The sequence below is a fragment of the Gemmatimonadota bacterium genome (assembly GCA_016704275.1).
Classification (GTDB): domain Bacteria; phylum Gemmatimonadota; class Gemmatimonadetes; order Gemmatimonadales; family GWC2-71-9; genus Palsa-1233.
In genome coordinates, this window is record JADJAK010000001.1 from 640,340 (window position 1) to 659,512 (window position 19,173).

At 68.8% G+C, this 19,173-nt stretch carries 21 protein-coding genes; 16 read left to right on the forward strand and 5 right to left on the reverse strand.

Going from position 1 to position 19,173, the window contains the following annotated elements:
* The first annotated feature begins 1 nt into the window (after position 1).
* The 3 genes from IPG05_03030 to IPG05_03040 are packed head-to-tail and all read left to right on the forward strand — an operon-like array spanning position 2 to position 3,056.
* On the forward strand, positions 2-2,041 hold the full coding sequence (locus IPG05_03030; protein MBK6494068.1) for a heme lyase CcmF/NrfE family subunit: 2,040 nt from the start codon (positions 2-4) through the stop codon (positions 2,039-2,041).
* Positions 2,038-2,634 carry a cytochrome c-type biogenesis protein CcmH gene (locus tag IPG05_03035; GenBank protein MBK6494069.1) on the forward strand — a complete coding sequence of 199 codons (597 nt, stop codon included), beginning with the start codon at positions 2,038-2,040 and terminating at the stop codon, positions 2,632-2,634. The genes IPG05_03030 and IPG05_03035 overlap by 4 nt, the downstream gene beginning before the upstream one ends.
* Positions 2,631-3,056 carry a zinc ribbon domain-containing protein gene (locus IPG05_03040; GenBank protein MBK6494070.1) on the forward strand — a complete coding sequence of 142 codons (426 nt, stop codon included), beginning with the start codon at positions 2,631-2,633 and terminating at the stop codon, positions 3,054-3,056. The genes IPG05_03035 and IPG05_03040 overlap by 4 nt, the downstream gene beginning before the upstream one ends.
* Before the next feature lie 3 nt (positions 3,057-3,059).
* Here IPG05_03040 and IPG05_03045 read toward each other — a convergent pair whose 3' ends face one another.
* The 5 genes from IPG05_03045 to IPG05_03065 all read right to left on the reverse strand — a co-directional run bounded on the left by IPG05_03045 (position 3,060) and on the right by IPG05_03065 (position 8,382).
* A complete protein-coding gene (locus IPG05_03045) occupies positions 3,060-4,262 on the reverse strand; it encodes a hypothetical protein (GenBank protein ID MBK6494071.1) in 1,203 nt (400 codons plus the stop codon).
* Between the two features lie 126 nt (positions 4,263-4,388).
* Complete coding sequence (locus IPG05_03050; protein ID MBK6494072.1) at positions 4,389-6,122, reverse strand: hypothetical protein; 1,734 nt, start codon at positions 6,120-6,122, stop codon at positions 4,389-4,391.
* Complete coding sequence (locus tag IPG05_03055) at positions 6,088-6,843, reverse strand: ABC transporter ATP-binding protein (GenBank protein MBK6494073.1); 756 nt, start codon at positions 6,841-6,843, stop codon at positions 6,088-6,090. Before IPG05_03055 ends, IPG05_03050 begins: the two co-directional genes overlap by 35 nt.
* Entirely contained in the window at positions 6,840-7,370 is a 531-nt protein-coding gene (locus IPG05_03060; protein ID MBK6494074.1) for a transglutaminase domain-containing protein, read from the reverse strand. Before IPG05_03060 ends, IPG05_03055 begins: the two co-directional genes overlap by 4 nt.
* Positions 7,371-7,623: 253 nt before the next feature.
* Entirely contained in the window at positions 7,624-8,382 is a 759-nt protein-coding gene (locus IPG05_03065) for a hypothetical protein (GenBank protein ID MBK6494075.1), read from the reverse strand.
* Positions 8,383-8,467: 85 nt separating this feature from the next.
* Here IPG05_03065 and uvrA point away from each other — a divergent pair, with 85 nt between their 5' ends.
* From uvrA to IPG05_03130, 13 genes are all read left to right on the forward strand, one after another.
* Positions 8,468-11,320 (forward strand): excinuclease ABC subunit UvrA, encoded by a 2,853-nt coding sequence (uvrA, locus tag IPG05_03070; GenBank protein ID MBK6494076.1) that lies wholly within the window; start codon positions 8,468-8,470, stop codon positions 11,318-11,320.
* A 91-nt stretch (positions 11,321-11,411) separates the two neighbouring features.
* Positions 11,412-13,247 carry a serine/threonine protein kinase gene (locus tag IPG05_03075; GenBank protein ID MBK6494077.1) on the forward strand — a complete coding sequence of 612 codons (1,836 nt, stop codon included), beginning with the start codon at positions 11,412-11,414 and terminating at the stop codon, positions 13,245-13,247.
* A gap of 56 nt (positions 13,248-13,303) precedes the next feature.
* Positions 13,304-13,519, forward strand: a complete 216-nt coding sequence (locus IPG05_03080) for a hypothetical protein (GenBank protein ID MBK6494078.1) — start codon at positions 13,304-13,306, stop codon at positions 13,517-13,519.
* A gap of 5 nt (positions 13,520-13,524) precedes the next feature.
* Entirely contained in the window at positions 13,525-14,190 is a 666-nt protein-coding gene (gene sdaAB / locus IPG05_03085; protein ID MBK6494079.1) for an L-serine ammonia-lyase, iron-sulfur-dependent, subunit beta, read from the forward strand.
* Positions 14,190-15,080, forward strand: coding sequence for an L-serine ammonia-lyase, iron-sulfur-dependent, subunit alpha (gene sdaAA / locus IPG05_03090; protein ID MBK6494080.1), 891 nt, complete (start codon positions 14,190-14,192; stop codon positions 15,078-15,080). The genes sdaAB and sdaAA overlap by 1 nt, the downstream gene beginning before the upstream one ends.
* A gap of 69 nt (positions 15,081-15,149) precedes the next feature.
* A complete protein-coding gene (locus IPG05_03095; protein ID MBK6494081.1) occupies positions 15,150-15,422 on the forward strand; it encodes a hypothetical protein in 273 nt (90 codons plus the stop codon).
* Positions 15,422-15,778 carry a hypothetical protein gene (locus IPG05_03100; protein MBK6494082.1) on the forward strand — a complete coding sequence of 119 codons (357 nt, stop codon included), beginning with the start codon at positions 15,422-15,424 and terminating at the stop codon, positions 15,776-15,778. Before IPG05_03095 ends, IPG05_03100 begins: the two co-directional genes overlap by 1 nt.
* Complete coding sequence (locus IPG05_03105; protein MBK6494083.1) at positions 15,778-16,074, forward strand: hypothetical protein; 297 nt, start codon at positions 15,778-15,780, stop codon at positions 16,072-16,074. The genes IPG05_03100 and IPG05_03105 overlap by 1 nt, the downstream gene beginning before the upstream one ends.
* Positions 16,074-16,472: a hypothetical protein gene (locus tag IPG05_03110; protein ID MBK6494084.1), complete on the forward strand. Its 399-nt coding sequence runs from the start codon at positions 16,074-16,076 to the stop codon at positions 16,470-16,472. The genes IPG05_03105 and IPG05_03110 overlap by 1 nt, the downstream gene beginning before the upstream one ends.
* The gene (locus IPG05_03115) at positions 16,462-16,815 is read left to right on the forward strand and encodes a hypothetical protein (protein MBK6494085.1); all 354 of its coding nucleotides are present in this window, start codon (positions 16,462-16,464) and stop codon (positions 16,813-16,815) included. Before IPG05_03110 ends, IPG05_03115 begins: the two co-directional genes overlap by 11 nt.
* Before the next feature lie 86 nt (positions 16,816-16,901).
* A complete protein-coding gene (locus IPG05_03120) occupies positions 16,902-17,288 on the forward strand; it encodes a hypothetical protein (GenBank protein ID MBK6494086.1) in 387 nt (128 codons plus the stop codon).
* Positions 17,289-17,293: 5 nt separating this feature from the next.
* Complete coding sequence (locus IPG05_03125) at positions 17,294-18,043, forward strand: PspA/IM30 family protein (protein ID MBK6494087.1); 750 nt, start codon at positions 17,294-17,296, stop codon at positions 18,041-18,043.
* Positions 18,037-19,089, forward strand: a complete 1,053-nt coding sequence (locus tag IPG05_03130; protein ID MBK6494088.1) for a DUF1611 domain-containing protein — start codon at positions 18,037-18,039, stop codon at positions 19,087-19,089. The genes IPG05_03125 and IPG05_03130 overlap by 7 nt, the downstream gene beginning before the upstream one ends.
* Positions 19,090-19,173 lie beyond the last annotated feature (84 nt).

Below are 19,173 nucleotides of genomic sequence, written 5' to 3' on the forward strand. Positions count from 1 at the left end.
GATGACCTACCTGGGACAGTTCGCACTCTGGGCCGCCGTACTGGTGGGTGCCTGGGGTGCGGCTTTGGCGTTTTTCGGCAAGTGGGAAGATCGGCCGGCGCTCGCGACCGCCATCACGCGCAGCAGTTACGCCCTCTGTGCCGCCCTCCTCGTCGCGGCCGTCGCGCTGTGGAAGGGGATCTTCACGCACGACTTCAACATCGAGTACGTCGCCGCCTACACGTCGCGGAACCTCCCCGAGTACTACCTCATCTCGGCGTTCTGGGCAGGGCAGAAGGGATCGCTCCTCTTCTGGGCGGTGGTGCTGTCGGTCTTCGGCGCGCTGGCGCAGGCGCTCACGTCGCAACGCTTCAAGGCGATGCTGCCGTACGTCGCGGGCATCGCGAACATCACCACGGTGTTTTTCGTGCTGGTGATGCTCTTTGGCGGCGCCAATCCGTTCGAGCGGCTTGCCTTCACGCCGCCTGACGGCCGTGGCCTCAACCCGCAGCTGCAAAACCCGGGGATGATCATCCATCCCCCGATGCTCTACCTCGGCTACATCTCGCTCACGATTCCGTTCGCCTTCGCGATGGCCGCCCTGCTCGCGAAGCAGCTCGATGCCGGCTGGATCGTGGCGATGCGGAAGTGGGCCCTCACCTCGTGGCTCTTCCTGTCGGTCGGCATCACCATCGGCATGTGGTGGGCGTACGTCGAACTCGGCTGGGGCGGCGTCTGGGCGTGGGATCCGGTCGAGAACGCCTCGCTGTTGCCGTGGCTGACCCTCACCGCGTTCCTGCACTCGGTGATGATCCAGGAAAAGCGCGGCATGCTCAAGCGCTGGAACATGGGGCTGATCGTCGGCACGTTTCTGCTGACGATCTTCGGCACCTTCATCACCCGCTCGGGGGTGATCGCGTCGGTGCACTCCTTCACCCAGTCCGCCGTGGGCTACTTCTTCCTCGGCTTCCTGATGGTGGCGGCGATCCTCTCGTTCACGCTGCTCTACACCCGCTGGCCGTTGCTGCACCCCGAGGCGCAACTCGAGTCGATGGTCAGCCGCGAAGGCGCCTTCCTCTACAACAACCTCGCGCTGGTCGGGATCGCGTTCTCGGTGCTCTGGGGCACGCTCTTCACGATTCTCTCCGAGGCGGTGCGCGGGACGAAGATCACCGTCGGTCCGCCCTTCTTCAATCGCGTGAACATCCCGCTCGGGATCTTCCTGCTCTTCCTCACCGGCGTCGGACCGTTGATCGCCTGGCGCAAGGCCTCGACGGCCAACCTCCGTCGGCAGTTCATCGCGCCGATGCTCGGCGGGATCATCGCCCTCGGGGCGCTGCTGGCGGGCGGGCTCCGCTCGCCCTGGGCGCTGATGTCGCTCTCGGTCTCCGCCTTCGCCCTGGTGACGGTCATCCAGGAATTCGGTCGCGGCATCCGTGCGCGGATGACGATGCACGCCGAGGGCGCTCCGGTCGCGCTGATGCGGCTGGTGGCCCGCAACCGGCGCCGGTACGGCGGCTACGTTGTCCACGTGGCGATCATGGTCTACTTCGTCGCCTTCACCGGTCTCGCCTTTGCGACCAAGACCACGGTCGACCTGCAGCCGGGCCAGAAGGCCACGCTCAAGTCGGCGTACGGCCACACCTGGACCTTCACCCACCTCGGCGTCTCACAGTACGAGGCGCTGAACCGACGGGTCTCCGCGGCGACACTCGAGGTCGCCAAGGACGGCGTGCGGATGGGGACGATCAAGTCCGAAAAGCGTCAGCATGTCGACTCGTTCGGCAATCCGACCTTCGAACCCTCGACCGAGGTCGGCATCCGCTCCGACCTGCTCGAAGATGTCTACGTGGTCTACGCCGGATCGCCGGATGGGACCGAGCGCGCCTCCTTCTCGCTGCTGATCAATCCGCTGGTGAGCTGGTTCTGGATCGGCGGCGGGATCCTGGTGTTCGGCGGTCTGCTCACGATGTGGCCGGGTGGTCCGCAGGTGAAGACGGCGCGTCAACGCGCGTCGATCCAGGCAGGCTACACCGTGCCGCTCGCCGGAGTCGCGGAATGAGCAGTTCGCGGCGGCACTTCCTCGGCATCGCCGTGGTCTCGGTGGGGAGCGCGGTGCTCCGACCGCTCGCCGCGCAGGACACGAGTCGCGTGGCCCCGCAGGATACCGGCACCGTGCGGGGCGACCTGCTCCGCGATCCGGACGGTGTCGGCCAGCGTCGCGACACGGTGACCGCGATCGACAACGATGCCGGGATCATCGCGATCGAGCGGCAGCTCAAGTGCACCTGCGGCTGCACCCTCGACATCTACACCTGCCGCACGACCGACTTCACCTGCACCTATTCCCCGGCGCTGCACAAGGAAGTGGTGGCGTTGGTGCAGGAAGGGAAGACGCCGGAAGAAGTCGTTCGCTTCTTCATCGACCGGGAAGGGGAGAAGATGCTGATGGCGCCGGCCGCCCAAGGCTTCAACCTCGCCGGTTACCTCGTGCCCGGTCTGGGGATGCTGGCCGCTGGCCTCGCTCTGGCTGCGTACCTCTCGCGGCGACGCGAGGTCGTCGCCGTGGCCGCCGCGGGGGGCGCGTCCCCGATGGCTCCGGATGCGGACGCCCTGGCCCGACTGAAGCGCGCGCTCGACGAGGTGGATTCGTGAATCAGGACACGGTGGCCCAATTGGTGGCGATGGTGCTCGTCGGCTTCGCCCTCTTCTGGCTGGTGGCGCAACCGCTGATCGCCCCCGGCGTGGAGACGGCGCCCATCCTGGAGCCGATCGATCCGGAAGAAACGCCGCGCGGTCAGGCGCTCCTGGCGTTGAAGGAGATCGAGTTCGACCGCGCCACCGGGAAGCTGTCGGATGAGGATTACGCCGAACTGCACGCGCGCTACTCCAGCCGGGCGCTTGAGCTCCTCGATGGCCCGTCCACGGTGGTCAGTGCACCCAGCCATGCCGACCCGGTCGAGGCACTGCTCACGCAGCGCATCGTGACGCAGGGCGGATTCTGTGGCAGCTGCGGCGCCCGCCGGGTGCCCGGCGGGCGCTTCTGCGGCAGTTGCGGTGCCCCGCAGGCGGTCTAGCGCCTAGGGGCGGTAGGCGGTCCCGAACCAGCCATAGGTTCGGGTGCCGTCCGACTTGAGCACCCAGTTGGCTCCACCAGGCACCCACCCCGCCACCGACGTCTCGACCGCGTTGCCGATCAGGTCGTCGCCCGTCGTGATGACGTTGCGGACCGCGCTGTAGAGGTTGAAGAGCGACGGCGCCGCGCGGACTCCCTTCACATACCACGGCTCCACCTTCCCGCTCGTCACGCTCTTGTAGGCGGCATCGACCGCCGAGAGCAGTTGCGTGACGCGATTGCCATCGATCCGTGGCACGCACGCCTCGTCGTCGTCCTCGTAGGCGACGATGCGAATCGGCGCGCCCGGATGCGCCGCCGCGTAGCGCTGCCGTTCCTGCTCGGAGAGCAGCATCGCGGAGCCGCTCCAGTCCGGGCCATTCTGGTCGAACGTCGAATAGCCCCCGGCATGCTCCCCGGTGCACGACAACTGTTCCGCCTCGCTCCCCGCCACCAGTCCGTAGACGTGATACTCGTACTCGGGCTTTCCCTTCAGCCAGCTTTCGAACGAATCCTCGAAGTGCGACGTCGTGAGATAGAGGCCAGCGGTCGACGAGAGGTTGCTCGTTGCGCCGGTGCTCGTCGAGCCACAGAGGTCGTAGCACGAAGCCGCCATGAGGGGGCGTCCCCCGGTGAAGTCGGTCTCCTGCGGGACGAGCGCGAGGACCGGGACCGAGGGCGGCGTGTCGGCGCTCAAGACCCGACGATGGCCCGCGAGATCGTAGGCGACCGGTGCCTCACCGTCCCGGCCGATGGTGGCGACCAGCAAGGTGGCCTCGCCCTGCCAGGCACGGCGGTGGGACTCGACCGGCAGGTACACCTCAAGGGGCCGTGCCGCATCGAGGTCACCGAGCAGGTCGGCAACCGAGGTGGCGTTGCCCCGCGCGAGCGAGGCGAGCAGGAGCCCCTGATCGGCGCGGGCGAGTGCCTGGAACTGGAGCTTCCCCTCGGGCGCGTGCGAGGCGTCGAGCTTCCGCTTGAGCGCTGCACGGGTGGCGGGGTCGTTGAGCGCGACGGCGAGACGCAGCGCGAGACGTTCGCGCGGCGAGGCCTCGACCGCTGCGGTGGTCGGCGCGGACGCGACGCCAGTGGGGGAGGGGGCCTCCTCCCCGTGGCAGGCGGCCAGGCCGACGAGGAAGGCGGTGCAGCAGAGCAGACGACGTGACATCGGGTCCTCCTGGGACCAAAGGACAGACCGCGATCCGGCGGAGTGCCGAATCGCGGTCGTCACGATCGTGGAGGGAGGCCGCGTGCCGAGTGGCCGAACGGTGCGAGACGGGGCGGCTTCGTGCGATCAGACCTCGAGCTGTTCGAGCCGCCGCAGGGCGAGTCGCATCGGGAGCCAGCCGGCGACGACGCAGCACGCGGCGGCGGCGGCGAATGCCAGCCACCCACCCGCGCTCACGCCGGTCTCCTCCCCGGCGGCCGCGGCGCGGAGTTGCTCCACCACCGGAATCGCCTCCAGCGTGATCACCACCCCCAACAACGCCACGGCGAGGAGCATGAACACCAGTCCGCCGAAGGACGTCGGAATCTGCGCGGCGTTCTCCGTGTCGTACTGCGGAAAGAGCGTGCCGACACCCAGGGCGAGTCCGCCGATGGCGAGCGTGTACCCGACCACCGTGGCCACCGAGACCAGCATCATGAAGGGGGAGGCCCGGAGCAGCGTGTTGGTCGAGAGCGTCAGCCCCACCGCCAGCACCAGCAGTGGGACCACGCCGACGAAGTACTTGCTGCGCAGCATCGCGAGCGGATCCAGGGGCGAGGAACGCAGCAGCCACATCTGCCGCCCCTCGAGCGAGACGGCGGGGAAGATGAAGCGCGCCGCGATGGCCGCAATGACGAAGCCAGCCAGCCCCTGATTGAGAAACGCGATGAGCGTTACCAGCAACACCGGCACCTTTTCGCCGGTGAAGAGCGGCAGTGCCTGGATGTTGAAGAGGTAGACCAGGACCAGCACGCCGAGCAGGATCAGCTGGCTCCACTGCGTCGAGTCGCGGAAGAAGGTGCGCAGGTCCTTGAGGATGAACTCCCGTCGCATCGGCGGCAGGCCGACAAAGAGGCGCCGCAGAACGCCGTCCCAGCGGTTGCCCCGGACAAACTGGTCGGCGCCTTCCTGTGCCCGCGCGAAGCCCTGCACGTACAGGCGACGATGCAGTGCCGCCCCCATCACCACGAACGCCCCCGCGGTCGTCCACAGCAGCAGGATCGGCAGCGGATCACTGACCCGCGTCAGCCAGTTCATCACCATGCCGCTCGCCCAGCCGCTCGGCAGCAGCGGATGCGAAGGCGAGCGCAGCACCGCGAGGAAGTCGACCAGATTCTGGAAGCCCTCGGGGCGCGCCAGTTGCTCGGGACGCATGACGCGGAGCATCACCACCAGCGCGCCGGCCGTCAGCAGCGAGACCAGGCCGAGGATGTCGCGCGCGCGGCGCGCCGGAAAGATGTTGACCAGGAGCAGGGTCGTGGCGGCCCCGATGACACCGGGGATCACCAGGAGCGGCACCAGCGCCGCGATCGCGACCAGCGGAAAGAGCAGCCCGCCGTCCCAGACGACGGCGTACGCGGCCAGCAGCGGCACCGCCAGCAGCACCACCATCCACGACGAATGCACCACCGTCTCGCCCAGTTTGGCGAGGTAGAAGCGCCCCCAGTCGAGCGGTGCGGCGACGAGCATGTCGAGGTCGCGCGCCAGGAAGAAGGTCGACAACGCGGAGACGAGGTTCGAGAGCAGCAGGATCGAGAGGAAGGCCAGGAACGCCATCCCGAGCAACTTGCCGGCGAGCAGCGGCCCGATCTCCGGCACATCCTTGAAGTACTTCACGGCGCGATACGAGATCCCGTACGCCACCGCAAGGAAGAGCACGCCGGCAATCGCCAGCAGCACACCGCGCCACCGGCTGACGCCCTCGGGCCGGGTGCGCATCCGCGCCAGCGCGCTCCGCCACTTGGGTGACGTGAGCGTGACGAGGCCGGGCTGGGGCCCGGTCGGCTTAGGTGAGGAGCGCGTCAAGGTCGTGGTCCACATGTTCGCCGGTCAGCCGCAGGAAGAGTTCCTCCATCCCGGCGCCGTCGGAGGCGGCCTCCCGCCGAAGCTCCTCGACCGTCCCGCACGCCACCAGCTTGCCCGCCGAGATGATCCCGACCCGATCGCAGAGCCCTTCGATGATCTCCATCGTGTGCGTGCTCATGAGCACGGTGCCGCCCAGGTCGGTGTAGCGGCGGAAGAGCGTCTTCAGCAGCTTCGCGCTCTTCGGGTCGAGGCCGATCATCGGCTCGTCGACCACGATGACCTCGGGACGGTGCACCAGCGCGCTGGCGATGATCAGCTTCTGTCGCATCCCGTGGCTGTACGACTCGGTCAGTTCGTGCTTCCACGGGGTCAGGTCGAAGATGCCCAGGAGCTCGTCGATCCGTCCCTCGAGCTCGGCGCCATCCTGGCCGAAGAGCGCGGCCGTGAAGCGAAGGAACTCCGCGCCGGTCAACTTGTCGTAGACGAACGGTCGATCCGGGATGAAGCCGAGCTTCGCCTTGGCCCGCATCGGGTGGCGGAGGATGTCCTCGCCGCCCACCTCGATGGTGCCGCCGGTCGGCGCCAGGATGCCCGCGATCATTCGCATCGTCGTCGTCTTGCCCGCGCCGTTCGGGCCCAGGAGGCCGAAGAGCTCGCCGCGCTCGATGTCGAGATCGATGCCGCGCACGGCCTCGAAGCTGCCGTAGCGCTTGGTCACGCCGCGCAGACGAATCACGGAACCTCCTGGGAGTCGGGAACCACGGTGATGCGAAGCTGGAGCACACGGATCAGCAGCTGCCACGGCTCCGTCGACCCGCTGCTGCCCAGGCGGATGAGCGAGGAGCCGGCGTGGCGGCGCCCGAACGCCGGATCGACGGCGGTCCAGCTGCCCTGGTCGCGAACCTCGGCCCAGGCATGCGAGGCGAAGCCGTCCGCGTCGGGCCGGAATCCGATCGCGAGTCGGGCCTCGAGTCCGGCAGCCGTGGCCGCGGCCACGAAGAGCCGTGCCATCCCCTCGGCCTGCGCACGGCGGGTCGCGAGGGCGGCACCAGCGTCCACGGCGGCGGTCGTCGAGGTGTCCAGAGTGACGCGCGCGGTAATCGCCGCCACGAGCCGACCGATGCGCAGTTCGCGATCCACCAGCGGCGTGGGGCCCAGCGCTCGGGAGACGAAGTCGCGGACCGCCGGCAGCGAGTCGAGGGCGAGCGGATCGCGCGGCAGCACCTCGCCGCGCGTGCCGACCGGGGCGGTCCATTCGGTCATGACCGAGAGGGTGTCGCCGGTGAGCTGCTGGCGGCCACTCGAGAGCGGCAGGAGCAACGCGGGGTCGAGCCGCCGGCCATCGCGCCGCGACAGGACGTAGCGCCTCGGTGCCGCTCCTGTGTCGGGTGCCGCCAACCGGGAGACCCGCGGGAGGAGCGCCTGCAGGCGAACGGCTCGCGACGCACTGCGATTGCGCAAGGCACTCGCCGCCAGATCGAAGTCGGTGCGGCGCCACGAGAGCCCGAAGGCGGTCTCAATTCCCGCCACGGCCGCGCGTGTCGATCCACCACCGCTCGGCCGGGCCGTCGGCCCGGATGAGGACGGCGCGGACGCGCGCGGAATCTCGGTGGGCCTCCACCAGCTGGCCGGATGCGGGGTCGAGTACGGCGCTGTCCGCGAAGACGGCCATCGAGTCGCGCCCGGTCGTCATCTCGATCGGCATCAGGGAACCTGGCCAGCCGACATACCCTGGCAAGGTCCGGTGCCGTTCCGGGGCCAGGCCGCCGGTCAGTGCCAGGCGGTAGGGCAGAATGGAGGTCGTCGTCGGCGCCACCGCGATGGCCAGCCCGCCGTCGGCGGCGAGTGTCCCCTCCCGCGCCACACTGAACCGGCCGTCGCCCACCGCCGCCGCCCATGCCGACCGCACGCCCTCGCGGGCCGTCCGCGAGACGACCGAGAGCACTCCCAGCGCCGGTGAGACTTTGGTCATCCGGTACAGCGTGGCTCGCAAGACGCCAGAATCGGCCGGCGTTTCGATCGCGAACGTTTCAAGGATCTGATAGCCCGGCGAGAGGGTATCCACCGTGATACCCGCCTGCCCGATCTGGGTGTCGCCGCTATAGAGAGCGAACCAGGTCGCCCCTGGGGCCAGTCGCAGCGCCGCCTCGGTGCTGAGGACGGAGGCTTCGGTCTGGGTGAGTCGGCGCGCCCCCATCCACGCCAAGGCGCCTCCCCAGGCGACGAGGATGGCGATGGCGGCCCAGGCGCGGGGAGAGGGGCGATACAGTTGCATTCGGGGAATATGGGGCAAGCCGTGGGCCACCGCCCCGGAGGCGCGCGTTGCTCCTCCTTCCCGTTCCACCTTATGGTTCCGGGCTATGGCTGAAGAGTTCCTGATCGTTCGCGGGGCACGAGAGCACAATCTGAAGAACGTCACGGTCCGCATTCCGCGGAACGCGCTGACGGTCATCACCGGCCTGTCGGGGTCGGGGAAGTCATCGCTGGCCTTCGACACCATCTATGCCGAGGGGCAGCGTCGCTACGTCGAATCGCTGTCGGCGTACGCGCGCCAGTTCCTCGGGCTCATGGAGAAGCCGGACGTCGACGCCATCGAAGGGCTCTCGCCGGCCATCTCGATCGAGCAGAAGACCACCGGGCAGAATCCGCGCTCGACTGTCGGCACCGTCACCGAAGTGTACGACTACATGCGGCTGCTCTGGGCGCGTGCCGGTGTGCCGCATTGTCCGAACGACGGCACCCCGATCACGCGCTCCTCGGCGGGCCAGATCGGCGACACGATTCTCGGCTGGCCCGAGGGGACGCGGATCGAAGTGCTCGGCCCCATGGTGCGTGGGCGCAAGGGCGAATTCCGCGACCTGATCGAGGACCTGCAGAAGCAGGGCTATGCGCGCGTGCGCGTCGACGGCGAGACGTACGATCTCACGGCGGTACCCACGCTCAATCGGCGGCAGAACCACGACATCGCCGTCGTCGTCGATCGGCTGGTGGTCCGCGAGAGCGATCGCTCGCGGCTGGTCGACTCGATCGAGACGGCGCTCCGCGTGGCGGATGGCGTGGTCGAAATCGTGCGACACAGCACCAAGCCGACGGCGCAGGAGTCGCGGCTCTTCAGTGAACGCTTCGCCTGCCCGACGTGCGGCCTCTCGCTGCCGGAGCTCGAGCCGCGGCAGTTCTCGTTCAATTCGCCCTTCGGCGCGTGCGCCGAGTGTCACGGCGTGGGGACCTCGCGCGTGCCGAACGCCGAACTGGTGCTCGGCGACGCCAGCATCTCGATCCTCGAGGGCGTCGTGCTCCCGTGGGGCGAACCGACCGGCTATCTCCGCAAGGTGGTGCTGCCGACGCTCGCCCGGGTCTACAAGTTCGATCTGAACAGCGCGTGGGGAGATCTCTCGGCTGCCGTCCGCAAGGTCCTGCTCGAGGGCGCGCCGGGGAAGAAGATCACCTGGGTGGCGGACGGCGGGCGCAGCAAGGAGACCGAGGGCGAGTGGGAGGGCATCCTCGCCAATGTCGGCCGCCGCTGGCGCGAGTCCTCCAGCGACTCGGTGCGGACCGACCTCGAGGGCTACATGGTGGAGCGGCCCTGCATCGTCTGCGGGGGGAAGCGACTCAAGGCGGAGTCGCTCGCCGTCCTCGTGGGTGGGCAGGGCATTGGCGACGTCGTGGCGCTTTCGGTCGACGGAGCGATCGCCTTCTTCGAAGGGATCCCCGTGGGCCGCGGCAAGGCGGGGGCCGTCGATCCCGACATCGCCGGCCCGATCCTCAAGGAAGTCATCGAGCGCCTCCGCTTCCTCGCCGACGTCGGCCTCGAGTATCTCACGCTCGGCCGTTCCGCCGGCTCCCTCTCGGGCGGCGAGGCACAGCGCATCCGGCTCGCCACGCAGATCGGCTCGCGGCTCGTCGGCGTCCTCTACATCCTCGACGAGCCGAGCATCGGGCTGCATCAGCGCGACAACGAGCGACTGCTCGACACGCTGCGCGGCCTGCGCGACCTCGGCAACACCGTGCTGGTCGTGGAGCACGACGAGGACACCATCCGCGCGGCGGACCATGTCATCGACCTCGGGCCCCGCGCCGGTCGGTTCGGCGGCGAAGTCGTGGCCGAAGGCACCATCGAGGAGATCCTCGCGCACCCCGATTCGCTCACTGCGCGCTACCTCCGCAACGAGCTTCGCATCCCGGTGCCGGCGGTGCGGCGGCCGCGTGATCCCGCGCGACGCCTGAAGATCACCAATGCCCGCGAGAACAACCTGCGCGGGCTCACCGTCGAGATCCCGCTCGGCTGCTTCGTCTCGATCACCGGCGTCTCCGGCTCCGGCAAGTCGACGCTGGTGACCGACATCCTCTACCAGACGCTGGCGCGCCACTTCTATCGCGCCAAGGTGTTGCCCGGCGCGCATGATCGCATCGAGGGGCTCGATCAACTCGACAAGGTGATCGACATCGACCAGTCGCCGATCGGGCGCACGCCGCGGTCGAACCCGGCGACGTACTCGGGGCTCTTCACGCCGATCCGCGAGCTCTTCACCCAGCTGCCCGAGGCGAAGATGCGCGGCTACGGCCCCGGGCGCTTCTCCTTCAACGTGAAGGGCGGTCGCTGCGAGGCGTGCCAGGGCGACGGCCTCGTCAAGATCGAGATGCACTTCCTGCCGGACGTCTACGTCCCCTGCGAGGTCTGCAAGGGGCGGCGGTACAATCGCGAGACGCTCGAGGTCCGCTACAAGGGGAAGAGCATCGCCGACGTCCTCGAGCTCACCGTGGCCGACGCGATGGACTTCTTCTCGGCGCAGACCCGCATCGCCGAGAAGCTCTCGCTGCTCAACGACGTGGGGCTCGGCTACCTCCATCTCGGCCAGGCGGCGACCACTCTGTCCGGCGGCGAGGCGCAGCGCGTCAAGCTGGCGACGGAACTGGCGAAGCGGGACACGGGTCGTACCCTCTATATCCTCGACGAGCCGACCACCGGCCTGCACTTCGAGGACGTGCGCCTGCTGCTCGAGGTATTGCACCGGCTGGTCGACAAGGGGAACAGCGTCGTCGTGATCGAGCACAATCTCGACGTGATCAAGACCTCGGATTGGGTCGTCGATCTCGGCCCGGAGGGCGGTGTGCGCGGCGGGACCATCGTGGCGACCGGGACGCCCGAGGAGGTGGCACGCGTGCCGGGTTCCCACACCGGCCGCTTCCTGGCGAGGACGCTGGGCATCAGCTGAGCCGGACCGAACACCCTGCGAAACCCCCGCGACGCGCTCTCCGTTCAGGGGGCACGCGGGCGATGCGACCCTTCTCTCCCCTGGAGCGGCCGTGACCGAGTTGACGCTTGACGAGCTTCGCCCACGGTTCGCCGCCCAGTACGCGCTCGAGCGCGAGCTCGGGCGGGGCGGCATGGGCATCGTCTTTCTCGCCCGCGAGCTGTCGCTCGACCGGATGGTCGCGATCAAGCTGCTGCCGCCGCAGCTCGCCAAGGACCCCGCCATCCGCGAGCGCTTCCTCCGGGAGGCACGGACGGCCGCCCAGCTCTCTCATCCCAACATCGTCCCGATCTATCGTGCCGACACCGCCGACGAGCTGGTGTACTTCGCCATGGGATTTGTCGACGGCGAGACCCTCGCCGAGCGCCTCGCCGCGCGCGGGCCGCTGCCGCCCGCCGAGGCGGTGCGCGTCCTGCGCGAGGCGGCCTGGGCGCTCGCCTACGCGCACGCGCGCGGCGTGGTCCATCGCGATGTGAAGCCGGAGAACATCATGCTGGAGCGGGGCACCGGGCGGGTCACGGTGACCGACTTCGGCATCGCACGGGACGTGCGGGCGTCCGCGCTCACGGCGGACGGCATGGTGATGGGGTCGGTGCACTACATGAGCCCCGAGCAGGTGGCCGGCACCGAAATCGATGGACGCAGCGATCTGTACGCGCTTGGTGTCGTCGCCTTCCAGCTCCTGAGTGGCCGGCTGCCGTTCGACGCGCCGCAGGCCTCGGCTGTGCTGCTGATGCAGGCGACCCGCGCGGCGCCGGCGCTGTCGGAGATGGCGCCCGGCGTGCCGGGCCCGCTCGCGCTCGTCGTCGATCGCTGCCTGCGGAAGGACCCGGCCGAGCGTTACGCCACCGGTGAGGCGCTCGCCGAGGCGCTGACCCAGGCGCTCCAGCAGGCGCAGAGCGGGCCCAGCGCGGTGCCCGACGAGGTCCTGACCGAGGAGGCCGCGAAGTCGATCTGGTTGCGCGCCGCGCAGTTGCAGGCCGATGCCGCACGCCGCGTCCAGGCCCGCTCGGCACAGGCCGAGGCCTTCGCGACCGGCGTGCAGTCCTCCGCGCCGACCAGCGGCTATCGGCGGGTGGACGTCGAGGCCGCCGCGGTCGAGGCCGGGATCGGCTCCGAGTTCGTCCAGTTGGCCCTCGCCGAGTTGCCGGGGGACGCCGCGGGGAGTGCGCTTCCGATCGTGGCCAGCGAGGGGCGCGACCGCTTCGCGACCTTCATCGTCGGGACGAGCGATCGTTCGATGCAGGTCACCAGCACCATGCACGCGACCCCGGTGCAGACGCTCGAGGCAATCGGCAAGATCTTTCCGGCGCATCCCTGGGAGCTGCTCTTCCGCGACACGGTCGGTGGGCATCCGCTCGATGGCGGGGTGCTGACATTCGGCGTGCGCGCGCTCTCGTCAGGCGATTATGTCGGCGGAACCCGCCTCTCCATGTTGCGCTACTATCTCTCCGTCATCGACGCCTACCAATTGCGCGTGACGCTGCATGCGCATCCAACGGACCCGCGGCGCTGCGAAGTCACCATCACGACTGACCTGCGAAGCGGCGTCGCCAAGAATGCCAAGGTGGGGTTCTGGCTCGGCGCAGGCCTTGGCGGCGGGGGCGGCGCGGTCGGGGTCGGCCTGGCCGCGGCCAAGGGCGCGTTCCTGCTGGCGGCGCCGATCGGGCTCGCGGCGTTTGCCGTCATCGGGGGTGCCATGGTCGGGCTGTATCGCGTCTCCTTCCGATACGGACTCAATCGGGCGCGGAAGGAACTGGAGGCGATGCTCGAGGCCGTCCAGGGCTCCATCCGGTCGCAGGATATCTTCGGGGCGCCGCGGCCGGCAACACCGCAGTTGCCCCGCGCGGGCGACGGAGGCCCATCGGGTGATCCGCGCGGCGCCTGACCCGATCGGTCGCGTCCGGCGCTAGATTCCGGGAACCCGCCTTCACGGAGGCAGTCATGGATATCGACGCGATTATCGAGGTGTTGCGCTGGGCCAATGGGCAGGGTCTGTCCGTCCGCCTCGTGCTGCGTGACGAGCGTGAGGTGCACGGTGTGCCGACGAGTGTCGACCTGCATCCCACCGCCCACGAGGTCTTTCTGCGCCCCGAGCACAATGACGACACCGAGATCGGCATTTCCCTCGGTGACATTCTCTCTGCCGAGTTGGTCTGAACTGCATGGTCTCACTGCTCGACATCATCGGTCCCGTCATGGTCGGTCCCTCGTCGTCGCACACGGCGGGGGCCTGCCGCATCGGCCTGATCGCCCGTGCGCTCGTCGGCGGCACGCCCGACCAAGCGCTGGTTGAACTGCATGGCTCGTTTGCCCGCACCGGGGTCGGACATGGCACTGATCGCGCCATCGCCGGCGGCCTGTTGGGCTACCAGCCCGATGACGAGCGGTTGCGCGAATCTCTCGACGCCGCCAAAGCCGTGGGGCTCATCGTCGAGTTCAAGAACACCACGCTCCGCGGCGACCATCATCCCAACACCACCCGCATCCATGTCACCCGCGGCGAGCGCTCGGCCGTCCTGACCGGTTCGTCGCTCGGCGCCGGCCGCATCATGATCACCGCGATCGACGGCTTTCCCGTCGAGGTGTCCGGCGCCTATACGACGCTCGTGGCCGTGGCGAAGGACGTGCCGGGCAGCGTTGCCAGCGTCGCCAACGCGCTGGCTGAGGACGCCGTGAACGTGGCGACGATGCGCGTCTTCCGCCGCCAGCGCGGTGGCGATGCCATTCACATCTACGAACTCGACCACGCCCCCTCCGCCCAGGCGTTGGCCAGGATTCAGGCGCTCACGGCGCTGAAGACCGTGCGCATCATCGAGCGGGTGGCCTGATGTACGACGTGTTGCTGGAGGCGGTCGACGCCGCCGAACAACAGGGGATTTCGCTCGGCGAACTCGCCCTCCGCACCGAAGCGGAAACCGGGCTGCGGACACGCGAGGAAGTCGAGGCCGGGCTGCGCCGTGCATTGCATGTGATGCAGCACGCCGTGGAACGCGGCCTGGTCGGCGACCTCCACTCGGTCAGCGGACTCGTCGGCGGCGATGCCCACCGCCTCGCCAACGCGCGGGGCCCGCTCGCCAACACGATCTTCACCGACGCCCTGGCGGCCGCGCTCGCGGTGCAGGAAGTCAACGCGGCGATGGGCGTCATCGTGGCCGCGCCGACCGCCGGCGGGGCCGGGGTGCTGCCGGGGACGTTGCTGGGAATCGCGCGCCGCCATCCGGTCTCCGAGGAGGCGATGGTCCGTGCGCTCGCCACGGCCGGGTTGATCGGGGCGGTGGTTGCCGTGCGGGCGTCGCTCAGTGGCGCCGAGGGAGGGTGTCAGGCCGAGACGGGCGCCGCCGCCGGGATGGCTGCAGGCGCGGGCGTCGAGTTGCTCGGCGGTACCCCCAGGCAGGCGATGCACGCCGTCGCCCTCACGATGCAGGGGACCCTCGGCCTGGTCTGTGATCCACTCGGCGGACTGGTCGAAGTCCCCTGCGTCTACCGGAACGCCACGGGCGCCGCGATGGCCCTGGCCGGGATCGAAATGGCCCTCGCCGGCGTCGAGTTCCCGATCCCGGTGGATGAGGTCATCGACACCATGGGGCAGATTGGCCGTGAAATGGACGTGCGGTACCGCGAGACGGCCGGCGGCGGCTTGGCGGCGACGCCGACCGGGAGGCGCCTGGCCAAGGCGCGGCTGGTGCAGCTCAAGCCAAAGAAAGGCTCGACCAGCTGACCGGGGTGGCTGTTTCCGGCTGAAACATTCCCGCACGCCCCCCCGTACAAGGGGGCGTTCCCTTTCTCGATGAGGCTGGCCGTGGAAGACATTATTGCGATCCTCTGCATCTTCGGCGGCGGCACCATGATCGTGCTCTCCTTTTCACCGGTCGGGAAGGCCTTCGCGGACCGGCTCCGCCACGGTGCCCAGCCGCTCCCCGCTCTCGAGCCGGACCCCGCCGTGTATGATGAGCTGGACCGGCTGCGTCTTGAGGTGAACGAGCTGCACGAGCGGGTGGAATTCACCGAGCGCCTCCTCGCCAAGGGCGATCGCCCCGACGCGGCGAGCGGAGGCCAGTGATGTTCATGCCCCAGGTTCCGACGCCGCCCACGCCGCCGCCCTTTCCTGATGGCCAGGTCATCATCGCGGGTGGCGGTCCACCCGAGTGGATCGCCCCGGTGGCCGTCCTGACCTTGCTGATCATTGTTGGCGGCATCGTCTTCTACCCGCTGGTCCGCGCCTGGGCTCGGCGGATCGAACAACGCGGCCAGGATCCGATGCTGCTCGACGAAGTGCAGGCGTTGCGTGATCGGGTCGTGGACCTGGAGCAGTCGGTGGCGCGGATGCACGAGATCGAGGACCGAATGGATTTCGCCGAACGGATGCTGACGCAGCGCAGTGAGGCCGCCCGGCTGCCTGAACAGGGTGGTCGCTGATGGGCGATGGCATCGGCGCTTTTTCCTTTTGGCTGGCCATGGGTGGCATCGGATGCACCGCCATGTGGGCGATCTCGCCAGTGCTGAAGGCGGTCGCCGACCGGATCAGCGGCGGCAATGCGGATCGGATCGCCGAACTGGAGTCACGGATCGTCCATCTCGAGGAACGTGGACTCACCAGCGGCGAGGTCGAGGCCGCCTACGGCCGCCTCGCCGAGATGGAGGAGCGGGTGGAATTCACCGAGCGGATGCTCGCGCAGCACGCGGACCAGCCGCGACTCGAAGGGGGAAGCTGATGAATCGATTCTCGCGTCTGGCGGCGATGGCGATGGTCCTCTTTCTCGCCGGCAGCAGCATGCTCTTCATGGCCTACCTGATCGACGAGGCCGCGCGGAAGGGGTTCGAATTCCTCGTCGTGGGGTTGTTCGGCCTGGTCGGCATGGGCTTCCTGCTCTTCCAGGGGCCGGTCGGCAAGGCGATCGCCTCCATGCTGGAAGGGAACAGCCTCGACGGCGCGACCGCAAACCGCCTGGCCGAGCTGGAGTCGCGGCTCGCCGAGGTCGAGCATCGCGGCCTCACGAGTGGCGAGGTCGAGCAGGCGTACGCACGGATCGCCGAGGTCGAGGAGCGGATGGAATTCACGGAGCGGTTGTTGGCACAGCCGCGGATCGGTGAGGCGCGTCATGGGGCGTGATCCGCAGCGCAGGGGTGGCGGCAGCGGGGGGTGGATTGCGCTCGCCGCGTTGGCGGTCTTCGGTGGCTTGATGAAGGCCACCATGGTGCTCGGTCCGGTGTCGGTCCCGATCTGGTTCGCCGTGATCGGCGGCGGGGCCTTCGTGCTCCGCGGCCCGCTCGGCAAGGCGCTGGCGGCGCGCATTTCCGGCGAACTGCCGGACGCCACCGGCCCGGCGGAATTGCCGGAAGAGCTCTACGCCGAACTGGATGAACTGCGGACCCGGGTGGCAGAGCTGGAGGAGCGGCAGGACTTCTCGGAGCGGCTGTTGGCGCGCCGCGAGGAACCACCGGCGACGGTGTGAGGTGGCGGCGGGGTGATTGGCGGGTCATTTGGGCCCGCACTACGTTTCAGACGTTGCCCGGCGTGTCCGGGCTGGAGGAGTCGCCGATGACCAATCGTGATGATGTGCAGGCCTATCTCGATCGACTCGACTTGCCGGTCGAGTCGGTCGCCGAGGATATGTGGCTGGTCCGCACGGCCGAGGATGCCGAGCTGATCGTCCACTACGCGCCGCCGGTGCTGGTGCTGCGCGTCCGCGTGATGCAGTTGCCGAGCGATTCGGTCCGGGCCGGCGAGCTCTGCCGTCGCCTGCTCGAGTTCAATGCGCGGGAGCTGGTGCACGGTTCGTATGGCGTCGAGGGCGATCATGTCGTCCTGACCGATGCCTTGTTGCTGTCCGATCTCGACTTCAGCGAGTTCGAGGCGAGCGTCGATTCGCTCGCGCTTGCCCTCGCGTCGCATGTGGGCGCCCTCGCGGCGTTCGGGGAGAGGTAATCGCCATGGGGATCTTCGACCGTTTCGCCACGATGCTCCGCTCCAACCTCAACGACCTCATCTCCCGGGCCGAAAATCCCGAGAAGATGCTGAATCAGTTGATCGTGGACATGCGCAGCCAGCTCGACAAGGCACGGCAGCAGGTGGCCCAGGCGATCGCCGACGAGAAGAAGCTTGAGGCCGATTCGATCGCGATGAAGAAGCAGGCCGAGGACTGGGAGCGTCGCGCGATGCTCGCGGTGCAGGAAGGCCGCGACGACCTCGCCAAGCAGGCCCTGATGCGCTACAACGAGGCGTTGCAGGGTGCCCAGCAGTTGCACGAGACCTGGGCCAAGAGCAAGCAGGAGACCGACTCGCTCAAGGGCTCGCTCCGGCAGCTCAACGAGAAGATCGAGGAAGCGAAGCGGAAGAAGAACATCCTGGTGGCCCGCGCCCGGCGCGCCGAGGCCCAGCAGCGCATCCAGGACACGCTCTCCGGCATGGGCGACAAGAGCGCATTCGAGTCGTTCGAGCGGATGCAGGAGAAGATCGAGAACAACGAGCGCAAGGCGCTCGCGGCCGCGGAGCTCCAGGAAGAGTTCACCGGCGACAAGCTGGCGAAGGAATTCGAGCAGCTCGAGTATCACGGTTCGTCCGACCAGCAGTTGCTTGAGCTGAAGGCGAAGATGGGGATGCTCTCGGCCCCGAAGGCCGAGGCACCGAAGCAACTCGGCCAGGGTGGCGAAACCATCATCACGGAGTCCAGCGGATCGTGAGTGAACTGCGTCACCTGATCCTGGCTGATGGCGATTTCGGACCGTTGACGTCGAAGACGGCCAACTCCATCATCCGCTTCCAACCCGATCGGGTGGTCGCGGTGCTCGACCGGCAGCACGCCGGCAAGACGTCACAGGACATCCTCGGTGCGGGTGGCGACATTCCGGTGATCGCCACCATGCGCGAAGGACTCGCCCTCGGCGCGAACTCGATCCTGATCGGGATCGCGCCGGTGGGTGGCCGCCTCCCGGAGGAGTGGCGCGCGTGGCTGCGCGAGGCGCTCGAAGGCGGCTGCAACATTGTCAGCGGGCTCCACACCTTCCTCGGCGACGACCCGCTCCTCGCCGAGGCGGCTCGGACCCACGGTCGTCGTATCGAAGATCTGCGGCGCCCGCCCGCCGACCTCCCGGTCGCGTCGGGCCGGGCCAAGGCGACCGAGGCGATCCGGATCCTCACCGTCGGCACCGACTGCAACGTCGGCAAGATGACCGCGCAGCTGCGCCTGGTGGACGGGCTCAAGGCCCAGGGCCTCCGTACCAACTTCGTCGCCACCGGGCAGACTGGGATCATGATCGAGGGGTGGGGGATCGCGGTCGACGCCGTCGTCGCCGACTTCATCGCCGGTGCCGCCGAGCGGATCACCCTCCAGGGGGCCGAGGGCGCCGATGTGGTCCTGGTGGAGGGGCAGGGGAGCATCAACCACCCCGGCTACTCGGGGGTGACCCTCGGGCTGCTCCACGGCAGCTGCCCGGACGCAATGATCCTCTGCCATCAGGCCAGCCGGAAGTTCATCGGCGACTACCGGCCCCAGGCGTGGCTGGCCATCCCCCCGCTCAGCGAGTACGTCCGGCTGTACGAGACGATGGCGAGCTCCGTGCATCCCTCGCGCGTCATCGGGATCGCCATGAATACCTACGACCTCGACGACGAGGCGGCGCGCCGGGCCTGCGAGGAGGCGGCCCGGGAAACGGGGCTCCCGTGCACCGATCCGGTCCGTTTCGATGCCACCCCCTTGGTGGCCGCGATTGCCGGGGTTCGGCGATAGCCGATCGGCTGTCTCAGGTAACTGCCGATCGGCCGCGACAGTTGGTGTTGCGCGATCGCCACATTGCTCGGGCGGGCCAGGTCC